Genomic DNA, 12,520 nt, shown 5'->3' on the forward strand with positions numbered 1-12,520 from the left:
CGATGCAATGCTGCTTTTCCCCTCACTATGAGGTAAGTGCGGCATGGTTGCTCATAATGGCGCTCATCGCCACCTGTGGCGTATGCGACGCCCTTGCGGCACTGTTGATCTGGATCAATTTCATTGATTTTAATTAGTTAGCGATAAATGATTCAGTTCAATTTAGGTCTAAAATCTTTAAAAGATGTGATCTGGCTTAAAACAAGAATACCTACTTAGGGGTATATTTCGCTCGAAATTTAAACCCTATAAATGGAGTGGGTAATGAAAAAGACATCTTTCTTATTGTTGGCGGCGGCGCTCATGCCTGCATTGGTACAGGCTCATCAAGCGGGTGATTTCATTGTTCGGGCGGGTTCAGCAACCGTGCGCCCTGCTGAAAGCTCGGACAACGTACAGGGTTTAGGTGAGTTTCAGGTTAGTAACAATACTCAACTGGGTCTGACTTTTAGCTATATGGTGACGGACAATATTGGGGTTGAATTGCTCGCCGCCACGCCGTTCAAACATAAAGTTGGCACACCGGGGACGGGGACTATCGCGGAAGTTAAGCACCTGCCGCCTTCACTGGTGGCACAGTACTATTTTGGTGATGCTCAAGATAAATTACGTCCCTATTTAGGCGTTGGCCTGAATTACACTTTGTTCTTCGATGAGAAATTTAATGATACGGGGAAAGGCGCAGGGCTGAGCGATCTGAGCCTGAAGAACTCCTGGGGACTTGCGGCGCAGGCAGGGTTGGATTACAACCTGGATAAAAACTGGCTGCTTAATATGTCTGTATGGTGGATGGATATTGATACCGATGTGAAGTTTAAAGCCGGGAACGATCAGCAAAGTATCCATACTAAACTTGATCCATGGGCCTTTATGTTTGGCGTAGGCTATCGCTTCTGATTGCTAATTTAGTTTGATGAATAAAAAACGGCGAAGTAAATAACTTCGCCGTTTTTATAGACAGGAAATAACAAACCAATAAAGAGAACGCTATTTTATTACCGCAATTATCTAGATGGCATTAGCCATTAGAAATTGTACTGTACGCCAACGCGGTAGCGAGTTTGACGCTCGTCAGTAGTTTTGCTACCAGAAACGTTACCGACTTGAACGTAAGGTGTCCAGTTTTTGTCGAATTTATAAGCCAGTTTAACATCGTGGGTCATGTCATAGTTCTCGTTGTCAGCGAGGTAGCCAACAGAACCTGCTTTAGTTTTCTTGTCGTATTCAAATTCGTATTCAATGACAAAATTCGCTGGCAGTTTGTAACCCAGTGTACTGGTGATGGTGTAGCCTTTCATATCTGAAGGGGCTGTAGTACCAATGCTGTCACTTTTACGCAGGTAAGATGCACGGTAGCGCAAGCCATAGTAAAGAGAATCGGTGATGTTGGCTGTACCTTTGATATAAGGACGATAGTTGTTGTCTTTTGAAGAGGAAACCATGTTTAGCCCTGCTTCAAGGCCAAAGGTTTTATCAAACTTGTACAGGTAGCTGGCGGTCACTTCGGTACCGGCGCTGACGGTTTCGTTATACGGTTTATTTGGCGTATTGTCTTTGTCAGATTGGCCCCACTTAGCTTCCATTGACAGGCCAAAACCGTTGTCAAAACGGTGGGACATCAACAGGCGGTCTTTATGATCGTTCTTTGCTGTATCTTTCATTTCATGACGATAGTCAATCGTCACAGCCATGGAGCTTAAGCTGATTAAGGAGGTTACCACCATCGTCAATATTTTAACTTTCATTTTATTATCCCAAGTCAAAGAGAATTATTATTTAAAAACGCGCTGCCACTTTTGTTCAGCGGTTCCATTCTATTTATTATTTCTTACAGTAATGTGAACAAGATCGTTAAAAAGAGAAAATTTAAAATGATCTCATTTCTGTGATTTTCTTCGTATTTTATTGGTGGGATTTATGCGGTTTAAAAATTAATGGTTATTTGATTTATTTCTTTGATGTGGAATTAAATAATTATTTCAATTTGAAAACATTACTTACAATTATAATGAATTGGACATTAAATAACAATTGAAGATACTGATGTTTAATTAAATGAGAAATAATTTGAAACATTATTCGGCGCGCGATAGGACTTGTATAAAGCACAAATCGCGCGCCTGAAAAGTGTTATGAACGCGTAGCGGCTTTCATTTCACTTACAAAGGCGTGTAACTCTGACAGCATCACATCAGGCTGGTTCAGATTTTTTTCGATAATCCGTACGATCGCCGAGCCAGAAATGGCACCCGCTGCGCCTGATGCTAACGTTTCCCGCACTTGGGCAGGATCGGAAATGCCAAATCCTTGCAGCGGCGGTGCTGCATGATACGCGTTCAGCTTGGCAACCAGATGATTCAGCGGCAGCTGTGCGCGCTTTTCTGCCCCGGTCACACCTGCACGTGACACTAAATAGGTATAGCCACTGCCATAAGAGGCGATCTCACGCAGCAGTTCATCGTCAGCATTGGGCGGACAGATAAAAATGGGGGCAATGCCGTGTCGTAGCGCCGCCGTACGGAATGGGGCTGACTCCACCACTGGCACATCTGCCACCAAAACTGAATCGACGCCAACCTGCGCACAGCGCTGATAAAATTCATCAATACCGTTGCTGAAGACCAAATTGGCATACATCAGCAGGCCAATCGGGATTTCTGGGTATTTTTGACGTATTGCTGACAGCATTTCGAAGCATTGGTCCGGTGTGACGCCTGCGGCAAAGGCGCGCAGATTGGCGTCCTGAATGGTCGGGCCATCCGCTAATGGGTCAGAGAAGGGCACGCCCAGTTCCAACGCGTCGGCACCAGCGGCAATCAGCGTGTCGATAATTTTCAGGGATTGCCCGGGAGAGGGATCGCCCAGCGTAACAAATGGAACGAACGCGCCTTCCTTTTTCTCTGACAGGCGGTTAAATAACTGTTGATAGCGTTCCATTAGATTTCTCCCCGATCTTTCAAAATATCGTGCACGGTAAAGATGTCTTTATCACCACGGCCAGACAGGTTGACCACCAGCAGTTGCTCTTTCTCCGGTTCCGCTTTAATCATCTTCAAGGCGTGTGCCAGCGCATGGGAGGATTCCAGCGCGGGAATAATCCCTTCACCGCGGCAGAGCGCTTTGAAGGCATCCAGCGCTTCATCATCGGTAATCGAGACATAGTCGGCGCGGCCGATGCTGTTCAGGTAGGCATGCTGTGGCCCTACGGACGGGAAATCCAGCCCGGCGGAAATAGAATAGGATTCTTCAATTTGCCCGTCAGACGTTTGCATCATCGGGGACTTCATACCGAAATAAATACCAACGCGGCCGTGTTTTAACGGTGCACCGTGCTGCCCAGATTCAATGCCCAAGCCGCCAGGCTCAATGCCGATCAGACGGACGTTTGTATCGTCGATGAAATCAGCGAACATCCCAATCGCGTTAGAGCCACCACCGACGCAGGCGAGCACCGCATCCGGCAAGCGACCTTCTTTTTCCAGGATCTGCGCTTTGGTTTCCTCACCAATCATGCGTTGAAACTCACGCACGATAGTCGGATAAGGATGCGGGCCAGCAGCCGTTCCCAGCAGATAGTGTGCCGTTTCATAGCTGCCGGACCAGTCACGCAGCGCTTCGTTACAAGCATCTTTCAGCGTGGAGGAACCGCTGTGAACCGGGATCACTTCTGCACCCATCAGACGCATGCGGAAGACGTTCGGCGACTGACGCTCAACGTCTTTTGCACCCATATAAACGCGGCATTTCAGGCCAAGCAGGGCGCAAGCCAGCGCCGTTGCGACACCGTGTTGGCCCGCACCCGTTTCGGCGATGATTTCGCTTTTACCCATGCGCTTAGCCAGTAGAGCCTGTCCGAGCACCTGATTGGTTTTGTGCGCACCGCCGTGCAGTAAATCTTCACGTTTCAGGTACAGCTTGGTTTTCGTCCCTGCGGTCAGGTTTTTACACAAGGTTAACGCTGTTGGGCGACCCGCATAGTTTTTCAGCAGATCGGTAAATTCGGCCTGAAATTCAGGATCTTTCTGTGCACTGACGAAAGCCTCTTCCAACTGGCGTAACGCCGGGATGAGGATCTGCGGAACAAATTGTCCGCCGAATTCACCGAAGTAAGGGTTGAGTAATGTCATAATTTTCCCGTCTGTTTTAGTGTTGCGGCTGACGTAATGTCGCAAAAACCGCAGCAATTTTATGTGAGTCTTTTTTTCCCGGTTCGCTTTCGACCCCGGAATTGAAATCCAGTCCTGAGCAACCTTGCTGTGCCGCCAGTGCGCAGTTATCGCTATTCAGGCCACCGGCCAACAGCACGTTATCCAATGACTGATTCGCCAGCAGCGACCAATTAAAGGTTTTACCGCTGCCGCCCTGACCGTTGTCAAACACGTAGCGATCGACGTGGCTGAGACTGCGCTCGGGCAGCACATCCGCGATGCTTAATGCTTTCCAAATCTGGCAGGTCGCTGGTAATTGCTGACGTAACCGGTCAATGGTCTGCTGATCTTCATCACCGTGCAGTTGAACGGCCGCTAACCCTAACTGCGTTGTGATAGCAACGATGTGTTCGACAGGGGCATTGCGGAAAACACCGACATAGCGCAGTGGGGCACCTGTCATAACGTCAGTGGCTTGTTTAGCGTCAACATAGCGTGGAGAACTGGCGACGAAGATTAATCCGCCGTAGAGCGCACCCGCTTGATAGGCTGCCTGTGCATCTGCGGAGCGCGTCAGGCCGCAGACTTTGTTCTCACCTAGAATAACGCGGCGTACTGCGTCGTTCAGATCCGGCTCGGACATCAGTGAACTGCCGATCAGGAAGCCCTGAGCAAACGCGCTGAGTTCACGAATCTGCGCCTGGCAGTTGATACCGGATTCACTGATCACGGTTACGCCTGCGGGCAGACGCGGTGCGAGCGTCCGGGTACGGTTGAGGTCAATGGAGAGATCGCGCAGGTCGCGGTTGTTGATCCCGACGACGCGCGCTTCGAGCTGAATGGCCCGCAGTAGCTCTTCTTCGTTACTGACTTCTGTTAACACGCCCAGCTTCAGGCTGTGCGCTACCTCGGCCAGTTGCTGATACTGCTCGTCGTCCAGCACAGATAACATCAGCAGAATGGCATCGGCCTGATAGTAGCGAGCCAGATAGATCTGGTAGGGCGAAATAATAAAGTCTTTGCACAACACCGGCTGGTGTACTGCCGCGCTAACCTGTGGCAGGAAGGCAAAATCGCCCTGAAAATACTTCTCGTCGGTTAAAACGGAAATAGCAGACGCGTAACCTTTATAGACCTGAGCTATCGCTACCGGGTCGAAATCATCGCGAATCAATCCCTTCGATGGTGAAGCCTTTTTGCATTCAAGAATAAAGGCGGGCTTATCTTGTTTCAGCGCCTGATAAAAGTCGCGCTGGCTGGGAACGATCTCATGCTGAAAAGAGGCCAGCGGCTGTGCTTTTTCTCGTTCTGCAACCCAGAGCGCTTTATCACGCACAATTTTATGTAATACGGTTTCCTGCATGGTTCCATTATCCTCTGGCGGACAGGGCGATAACGCGCTGATAAGCCTGTCCACTATGAATGACTTCAAGCGCCTGTTGCGCATTCTGGCGCAGATCTTCTTGTCCGAATAATCTCAGGAGCAGCGCAACGTTGGCGGCAACCGCCGCGGCGTGCGCGCGTTCACCTTTACCTTGTAGCAGTGACGCGAGAATGTCACGATTTTCTTCTGGCGTACCGCCTTGTAATGCCGACAGCGGATACGCATCCAGACCGAAATCGCGGTGCGTCAGTTCGTAGGTTTCGATCTCGCCATTGTTCAACTCAGCAACCTGCGTCGGTGCATGAAGCGCGACTTCATCCATCCCGCCGCCGTGTACGACGGCAGCACGTTGGTAGCCCAGCACCTTCAGCGTTTCGGCGATAGGGCGAACTAATTCGGGGCTATACACGCCAATAAGCGCCAGTGGCGGGCGAGCGGGGTTAACCAACGGCCCCAGCACATTGAAGACGGTGCGCGTTTTGAGCTGCTGACGAACTGGCATGGCATGACGGAAGCCCAGATGGTATTGCGGAGCAAACAGGAAACACACGCCCAGATCGTCCAGCGCCTGACGGGAATCCTGCGCGCTCATATCCAGTTTAATGCCGAAAGCGGAGAGCAAGTCTGAGGAACCGGAGCGACTGGATACGCTGCGGTTGCCGTGCTTGGCGATTTTCAGGCCACAGCTGGCAGCAACGAAGGCACTGGCCGTCGAAATGTTGATGCTGTTGGTGCCGTCTCCGCCTGTGCCGACGATATCGGCAAATAAATAGTCAGGGCGGGGGAACGGCTGCGCATCGGCCAGCAAGGCCGTGGCGGCGCCGGCGATTTCATCGGGATGCTCGCCACGCACTTTCATGCTAATCAACGCCGCTGCTAACTGGCTAGCTTCCAGTTCACCGCGAATAATGGTACCAAACAGCGCCTGACTTTCCTGACGGCTCATAGGGTTCGCGCCGTATAATTTTTCCAGTATGTGTTGCATGGTCATGACATCCTGAGCTGTAGACGGTTCCCGGGTCTTAGAAGACAGTTCTGTAGAAGACAATTGCATAATCGTATCCCTCGTTAAGCCAGTGCCCAGTCCAGCGTTTGTTCCAGCAGTCGAGCGCCGTGCGTGGTCAGAATCGACTCAGGATGGAATTGAAAACCGCAGACGCGATCCGCATCGTTTCGCACGGCCATGACCATCGTGTTGAAGTGTGCGTTGACGGTCAGCGTCGACGGAATGTTGCTGCCGACCAGCGAGTGGTAGCGGGCAACGGGCAACGGATGCGGTAAACCGCTAAACATACCGCTGGCATCGTGGTCGATGGCAGACGCTTTGCCGTGCAGGATTTCACCCGCCTGACCGACATGGCCGCCGTAGGCTTCCACGATGGCCTGATGGCCGAGGCAAATGCCGATAATCGGCAACTGACCGCGTAAGCGTTGCAGCAGTTCAGGCATACAACCCGCTTCGGCTGGCGTGCCGGGGCCGGGGGAGAGCATCAGGATCGGTTTTTCCATTTGCTGTAACCGCGCGATGATGACGTCGGCAGGCAGATGGTTACGGTAAATCACGACCTGATGACCGCTGGCACGCAGTTGATCCACCAGGTTGTAGGTGAATGAATCGATATTATCGAGCAGCAGGATGTCAGCCATCAGAAAATCTCCTTTGCATGGTGCGCACTGGCAATAGCTCGCAGTACGGCCCGGGCTTTATTACGTGTTTCGTCGGCTTCTGCCTGAGGGTTAGAATCCAGAACCACGCCCGCACCAGCCTGAACGGTGGCAATACCGTCTTCGACATAGGCGGAACGAATGACAATGCAGGTGTCCAGATCGCCGTGCGCGGTGAAGTAGCCGACTGCGCCGCCGTAGCTGCCGCGCCGGGTTTTCTCACTTTCGGCAATCAGCTGCATTGCCCGGACTTTCGGTGCGCCGCTCAGCGTGCCCATATTCATGCAGGCGCGGTAGGCGTGCAGCACATCTAAATCCTCACGCAATGTGCCCACTACGCGGGAGACCAGATGCATCACAAAGGAATAGCGGTCAACTTTGGTCAGGTCAGCAACGTAACGGCTGCCTGGTTGGCAAATACGGGCCAGATCGTTACGGGCTAAATCTACCAGCATCAAATGCTCAGCCAGCTCTTTATGGTCGGTACGCATTTCCAACTCAATACGGCTATCAAGATCGCGATCCAGTGAGCCATCGGCACGGCGACCGCGCGGGCGGGTACCGGCAATGGGGTAGATTTCAATTTGGCGGCTGTCAGCATCGTATTTCAGCGAGCTTTCCGGCGAGGCACCGAACAGCGTGAAATCCTGATCCTGCATGTAAAACATGTAAGGGCTGGGATTGCTATCCTTCAGCGTTTGGTAGGCGGCCAGCGGTGAAGGACACGGCAGAGAGAAACGACGTGACGGCACGACCTGGAAAATTTCACCGATGCGGATGGCTTCTTGCATCTGGCTGACGACGTCACCGAAGGCTTCATCGCTCTGGTTGCAGCTCAGTGTCATGTCTTCGATGGACTGACGTGGCAGCGCAGGCGCTGGCTGGGTGAGCTGAAGTTGTAGCTGTTCCAGACGCTGTTGCAGACGCTGCTTTTCGCTCTGGTTCGGCGTAAACAGGCTGGCTTGCAGAGCGGTCACACGTTTTTGGTGGTCGAGCACCAGCAGCGTTTCTGCCAGATAGAAACAAAAATCCGGGCAACGCTGCTGCTGGCTCAGCGCGGGTAGTTCTTCAAACCCAGCGACCAAATCGTAGGCGAACAGGCCGCCGAGGAACATGGCTTCACGCTCGTCTGTCGGGCAGGCGACCAGCGTCAGAATCTGGCGTAAGGCATCAAACACGGACAGCGAGCGCAGGCGAGCATCTTCGTCCTGCATCGCGTCTGCCAGCGGGAAGGTGAGTTCACGGCCGTTCGGACGCGGCTGATTAATAATTTCTACTGGTAGCGCGGCATCCAGAAGCGGCAGGAGGCTGGCACCGTTTGCCGTGAGTGCCTGAATGGAAACGTGTTGGCCCAGTGCGGTGATGCGCAGCGCGCTATCTACGATCAACAGGCTTTTCAGGTTTTCCTTGCTGTCGATTTCAGCCGACTCTAACAGCAACGTTGCCGGTCTGGCACCGCAGAGCTGATGGAAGATGGCGCTGGGGTCGTTACGGTAAACGGCCTCGGTACGCAGCAGTTCCAGTTTAGGTTGTGTTGTTTGCATTCTTGCTACCCGTTTAATGTTGTGCCCATCAAATAAAAAGCCCGCTTAGTTAAGCGGGCCTGGGAATATCTGCATGTGTGATAACAGCGATGCGTGATTAGTCCACCCGCGATAGGGAAGAGCGCCACCAACCATGCTTCATCATTTTCTGCGTTGCCATTATCATCATCTCACTGTTTGTATACTGATTACTGTCTGTGTACCGAACTTGCGTACTAGTTAACTGGTTCAGCGATAAAATGTCAACACCTTCAATATGATTATTTTATTACTCAGAGAAACGGCGGGCATTACCATTTGCTTCCTATTAATGGCATCATGCGGCCTTCGCATTATTCTTGTTAATGGATAGGCTTGTGCCAGAAGATTCTCAACCGATATCGTCATTTCCACTTTATGATTTGCATAGCCATACCACGGCATCTGATGGCCTTTTAACGCCGACGGCGCTGGTCAGTCGGGCGGTAGACATGCGGGTGAGCGTGTTGGCTATTACCGATCACGACACGACGGCTGGGCTTGACGAAGCGCAGAATGCGATTGCACAGCAGGGGTTTCCGCTGAGGTTGATTCCCGGCGTGGAGATCTCCACGCTGTGGGAAAATCATGAGATCCATATTGTCGGGTTGGGCATGGATATTGCGCATCCAGCGTTAACGGGTTTGCTGCAACAGCAGGCAGAGTGTCGGCAGAGTCGGGCGGAACAGATTGCGGCTCGGCTGGAAAAAAACCGTATTCCCGATGCGCTGGCTGGCGCACAGCGTCTGGCGACGGGAGGGCAGATTACACGAGCGCATTTTGCTCGTTACCTGATCGAACTGGGCATCGCGGCGAATATGAATCAGGTGTTCAAAAAATATCTGGCGAAAGGCAAAATCGGTTACGTGCCACCGCAGTGGTGCACCATCCCGCAAGCGATTGAGGCGATTCATCAATCCGGCGGTGTGTCGGTGTTGGCGCATCCGGGGCGCTACGATTTGACGGCCAAATGGTTAAAGCGACTGTTAGCTACCTTCGCAGAAAGCGGCGGGATCGCGATGGAAGTGGCGCAATGCCAACAGGCACCGGATGAGCGCACGCAGTTGGGACGCTATGCGCGTGACTTCAACCTGATGGCGTCGCAAGGATCGGATTTCCACCTGCCATGCGCCTGGATTGAGCTGGGCCGCAAGCTGTGGCTACCTGCCGATGTCGAACCCGTTTGGCACCATCCCGTGTTGGTAGGCTAGTGGTGCATAGCCGTGTTGATGCCATGTCGTTCTTTTTGAAATAACAAATTCATGGAATAACAATCTTTTACCATCAACACGTTCTATAATAATCCTATTGCACTATATTGCACGATGAAGCGGGTTGGAATGAACAACGCCGCGAAATGTCAGACGTACGAGGTAGGGTCATGAGCCAGTTTTTTTATATTCACCCACAGAATCCGCAACCGCGATTGATCAATCAATCGGTGGAATTTTTGCATAAAGGTGGGGTGATTGTTTATCCAACGGATTCCGGTTACGCGTTGGGCTGTATGTTGGGCGAAAAAAACGCGCTGGAACGCATCTGCCGGATTCGCGATCTGGGGAGCGATCATAACTTCACGTTGATGTGTCGCGATCTGTCCGAACTGTCGACATATGCCCATGTTGATAACTCGGCTTTCCGGTTGATTAAAAATAATACGCCGGGTAATTACACGTTTATTCTGAAAGCGACGAAAGAGGTGCCTCGCCGCTTAATGAATGAAAAGCGTAAAACCATCGGCCTGCGCGTGCCGTCCAATCCTATCGCTCTGGAGCTGCTGGCCGCGCTGAATGAGCCGTTGATGTCGACCACGCTGATGCTGCCAGGAAATGATTTTGCCGAATCCGATCCAGAAGAAATTCAGGATAGATTGGGAAAACTGGTGGATTTGATTATTCACGGCGGCTCGCTGGGTCAACAGCCGACGACGGTTATCGACTTGACCGAATCCGTACCGCGAGTCGTCCGTGAAGGCACCGGTGATGTCACGCCGTTCCTATAAGTGCAGCGACGAGCGGTAACAATGGGAATACAAATGGCGTGAAGATCGGTATAATCGCGCCAGTTTTTAATACGACGAACGATTTTTACGTACACACTATTTTTACGTACATTCAATTTTTACGTAACGGCTGAATTTTATCAGCAGTTATGACTCCCCCCGACGCCTGGGAAGGCGACACTAGAGGTTGCTCAATGAGCGAAAAGTTACAAAAAGTTCTGGCGCGTGCCGGACATGGCTCACGCCGCGAAATTGAAGGTATCATTCAGGCTGGACGCGTCAGCGTTGACGGTAAAATTGCCACTCTGGGCGATCGCGTTGAAGTGACGAAAGCCACCAAAATCCGTATCGATGGTCATGTGGTTACCGTTAAGGAAACCGAAGAGTCCGTGTGCCGCGTACTGATGTACTATAAACCGGAAGGTGAGTTGTGCACCCGTAACGATCCTGATGGCCGCCCGACGGTATTTGACCGTCTGCCAAAAATTCAGGGCTCTCGCTGGGTTGCCGTAGGGCGTCTGGATGTCAACACTTCCGGTCTGCTGCTGTTCACGACTGACGGTGAGTTAGCCAATCGCCTGATGCACCCAAGCCGCGAAGTTGAGCGCGAATATGCCGTGCGTGTCTTCGGTGTTGTTGACGACGAAAAGATCAAACAGCTGAGTAAAGGTGTACAGCTGGAAGACGGTCCTGCATCATTCCGCACTATCCGTTATCAGGGCGGTGAAGGTCTGAATCAGTGGTATAACGTGACGCTGACCGAAGGGCGTAACCGTGAAGTTCGCCGTCTGTGGGAAGCGGTTGGCGTGCAGGTTAGCCGCCTGATTCGCGTGCGCTACGGCGACATTTCGTTGCCGAAAGGCATTCCGCGCGGTGGCTGGACAGAAATGCCGTTGGAACAACTGAACTATCTGCGTGAGCTCGTGCAGCTTCCGGCAGAAACGGTATCGAAACTGCCGGTTGAGCGTGAGCGCCGTCGGGTGAAAGCGAACCAGATCCGTCGTGCGGTAAAACGTCACAGCCAGCTCAACAGTGCTCCGGCGCGCCGTACCTCGCCAAAACCGAAGCGCAACGGTTAATATCGTTATTCCTACGCTTTATGGGCAGCCTTTTCGCTGCCCGTTTTCATTTCGCTTTGCTCATCAACAATGAAAAACTAACGACTACCAGTCAATACCTTGTTGTGCCTGAATCCCGCTATCAAACGCATGTTTTACCGGACGCATTTCCGTCACGGTATCGGCCATTTCTAGCAAGTCACGATGGCAACCTCGTCCGGTAATAATGACCGTCTGCCCGGCAGGGCGCTGCGTTAATGCAGTGACAACGTCACTTAAATCCAGATAATCATAGCTAATCATATACGTCAGTTCGTCCAATACGACGAGGTCGAGCTGTGGATCGGCCAACATGCGTTTGCCATGTTGCCAGACGTGCTGTGCCGCTTCGGTATCCGTCTGGCGATTCTGCGTATCCCAGGTAAAGCCCGTCGCCATGACTTGAAATTCCACGCCGTGCTGTTGCAGCAGATTCTTCTCACCGTTCGGCCATTCGCCTTTAATAAACTGGATCACGCCTGCCCGTAATCCGTGGCCTATCGCTCGCGTGACGGTACCAAACGCCGCTGTGGTTTTTCCTTTCCCGTTACCGGTGAAGACGATCAGGATACCGCGCGTTTCATTCGCGGCGGCAATGCGGGCATCGACCTTTTCTTTCAGGCGCTGTTGGCGTTGCTGGTGGCGTTCATCGCTCATCGTGC

12 protein-coding genes and 1 other annotated feature are annotated in these 12,520 nt (G+C 52.0%); of the genes, 4 read left to right on the forward strand and 8 right to left on the reverse strand.

All coding sequences use genetic code 11. The annotated features are described in order from the left end of the window. The first annotated feature begins 264 nt into the window (after window positions 1–264). A complete protein-coding gene (ompW, locus tag EIP93_RS11200; RefSeq protein WP_116362136.1) occupies window positions 265–897 on the forward strand; it encodes an outer membrane protein OmpW in 633 nt (210 codons plus the stop codon). A gap of 128 nt (window positions 898–1,025) precedes the next feature. Here ompW and EIP93_RS11205 read toward each other — a convergent pair whose 3' ends face one another. From EIP93_RS11205 to EIP93_RS11235, 7 genes are all read right to left on the reverse strand, one after another. Beyond that, window positions 1,026–1,745 carry an oligogalacturonate-specific porin KdgM family protein gene (locus EIP93_RS11205; RefSeq protein ID WP_103971538.1) on the reverse strand — a complete coding sequence of 240 codons (720 nt, stop codon included), beginning with the start codon at window positions 1,743–1,745 and terminating at the stop codon, window positions 1,026–1,028. Window positions 1,746–2,130: 385 nt separating this feature from the next. Further along, window positions 2,131–2,937 (reverse strand): tryptophan synthase subunit alpha, encoded by an 807-nt coding sequence (gene trpA / locus EIP93_RS11210; RefSeq protein ID WP_109225183.1) that lies wholly within the window; start codon window positions 2,935–2,937, stop codon window positions 2,131–2,133. Further along, window positions 2,937–4,130 carry a tryptophan synthase subunit beta gene (gene trpB, locus EIP93_RS11215; RefSeq protein ID WP_170310025.1) on the reverse strand — a complete coding sequence of 398 codons (1,194 nt, stop codon included), beginning with the start codon at window positions 4,128–4,130 and terminating at the stop codon, window positions 2,937–2,939. The genes trpA and trpB overlap by 1 nt, the downstream gene beginning before the upstream one ends. Before the next feature lie 13 nt (window positions 4,131–4,143). Continuing rightward, on the reverse strand, window positions 4,144–5,511 hold the full coding sequence (trpCF, locus tag EIP93_RS11220) for a bifunctional indole-3-glycerol-phosphate synthase TrpC/phosphoribosylanthranilate isomerase TrpF (protein ID WP_125232705.1): 1,368 nt from the start codon (window positions 5,509–5,511) through the stop codon (window positions 4,144–4,146). Window positions 5,512–5,518: 7 nt separating this feature from the next. Further along, window positions 5,519–6,517 (reverse strand): anthranilate phosphoribosyltransferase, encoded by a 999-nt coding sequence (gene trpD, locus EIP93_RS11225; RefSeq protein ID WP_125233336.1) that lies wholly within the window; start codon window positions 6,515–6,517, stop codon window positions 5,519–5,521. A gap of 83 nt (window positions 6,518–6,600) precedes the next feature. Further along, window positions 6,601–7,179 (reverse strand): glutamine amidotransferase-related protein, encoded by a 579-nt coding sequence (locus EIP93_RS11230; RefSeq protein ID WP_010275261.1) that lies wholly within the window; start codon window positions 7,177–7,179, stop codon window positions 6,601–6,603. Beyond that, complete coding sequence (locus EIP93_RS11235; RefSeq protein ID WP_103940363.1) at window positions 7,179–8,741, reverse strand: anthranilate synthase component 1; 1,563 nt, start codon at window positions 8,739–8,741, stop codon at window positions 7,179–7,181. The genes EIP93_RS11230 and EIP93_RS11235 overlap by 1 nt, the downstream gene beginning before the upstream one ends. 31 nt (window positions 8,742–8,772) lie before the next feature. Then, window positions 8,773–8,877 (reverse strand) — a sequence feature (Trp leader region). A 208-nt stretch (window positions 8,878–9,085) separates the two neighbouring features. Between EIP93_RS11235 and rnm the strand changes: the two genes are divergently transcribed. The 3 genes from rnm to rluB all read left to right on the forward strand — a co-directional run bounded on the left by rnm (window position 9,086) and on the right by rluB (window position 11,840). Beyond that, window positions 9,086–9,970 carry an RNase RNM gene (rnm, locus tag EIP93_RS11240; protein ID WP_164498011.1) on the forward strand — a complete coding sequence of 295 codons (885 nt, stop codon included), beginning with the start codon at window positions 9,086–9,088 and terminating at the stop codon, window positions 9,968–9,970. 170 nt (window positions 9,971–10,140) lie between these two features. Further along, the gene (locus EIP93_RS11245) at window positions 10,141–10,761 is read left to right on the forward strand and encodes an L-threonylcarbamoyladenylate synthase (protein ID WP_103971542.1); all 621 of its coding nucleotides are present in this window, start codon (window positions 10,141–10,143) and stop codon (window positions 10,759–10,761) included. 194 nt (window positions 10,762–10,955) lie between these two features. Beyond that, window positions 10,956–11,840: a 23S rRNA pseudouridine(2605) synthase RluB gene (gene rluB / locus EIP93_RS11250; protein ID WP_103860720.1), complete on the forward strand. Its 885-nt coding sequence runs from the start codon at window positions 10,956–10,958 to the stop codon at window positions 11,838–11,840. 84 nt (window positions 11,841–11,924) lie between these two features. Here the strand turns inward: rluB and cobO are convergent, their stop codons facing one another. Then, window positions 11,925–12,515 (reverse strand): cob(I)yrinic acid a,c-diamide adenosyltransferase, encoded by a 591-nt coding sequence (cobO, locus tag EIP93_RS11255; RefSeq protein ID WP_103971543.1) that lies wholly within the window; start codon window positions 12,513–12,515, stop codon window positions 11,925–11,927. Between the last annotated feature and the right edge of the window lie 5 nt (window positions 12,516–12,520).

This window comes from Pectobacterium versatile, from assembly GCF_003932035.1.
GTDB lineage: Bacteria > Pseudomonadota > Gammaproteobacteria > Enterobacterales > Enterobacteriaceae > Pectobacterium > Pectobacterium versatile.

Excerpts from the sequence above, each read along its gene's own strand:
- ompW (WP_116362136.1), top strand. The coding sequence starts at position 265 with ATGAAAAAGACATCTTTCTTATTGTTGGCGGCGGCGCTCATGCCTGCA.
- EIP93_RS11205 (WP_103971538.1), bottom strand. The coding sequence starts at position 1,745 with ATGAAAGTTAAAATATTGACGATGGTGGTAACCTCCTTAATCAGCTTA.
- trpA (WP_109225183.1), bottom strand. The coding sequence starts at position 2,937 with ATGGAACGCTATCAACAGTTATTTAACCGCCTGTCAGAGAAAAAGGAA.
- trpCF (WP_125232705.1), bottom strand. The coding sequence starts at position 5,511 with ATGCAGGAAACCGTATTACATAAAATTGTGCGTGATAAAGCGCTCTGG.
- trpD (WP_125233336.1), bottom strand. The coding sequence starts at position 6,517 with ATGCAACACATACTGGAAAAATTATACGGCGCGAACCCTATGAGCCGT.
- EIP93_RS11230 (WP_010275261.1), bottom strand. The coding sequence starts at position 7,179 with ATGGCTGACATCCTGCTGCTCGATAATATCGATTCATTCACCTACAAC.
- EIP93_RS11235 (WP_103940363.1), bottom strand. The coding sequence starts at position 8,741 with ATGCAAACAACACAACCTAAACTGGAACTGCTGCGTACCGAGGCCGTT.
- rnm (WP_164498011.1), top strand. The coding sequence starts at position 9,086 with ATGGATAGGCTTGTGCCAGAAGATTCTCAACCGATATCGTCATTTCCA.
- EIP93_RS11245 (WP_103971542.1), top strand. The coding sequence starts at position 10,141 with ATGAGCCAGTTTTTTTATATTCACCCACAGAATCCGCAACCGCGATTG.
- rluB (WP_103860720.1), top strand. The coding sequence starts at position 10,956 with ATGAGCGAAAAGTTACAAAAAGTTCTGGCGCGTGCCGGACATGGCTCA.
- cobO (WP_103971543.1), bottom strand. The coding sequence starts at position 12,515 with ATGAGCGATGAACGCCACCAGCAACGCCAACAGCGCCTGAAAGAAAAG.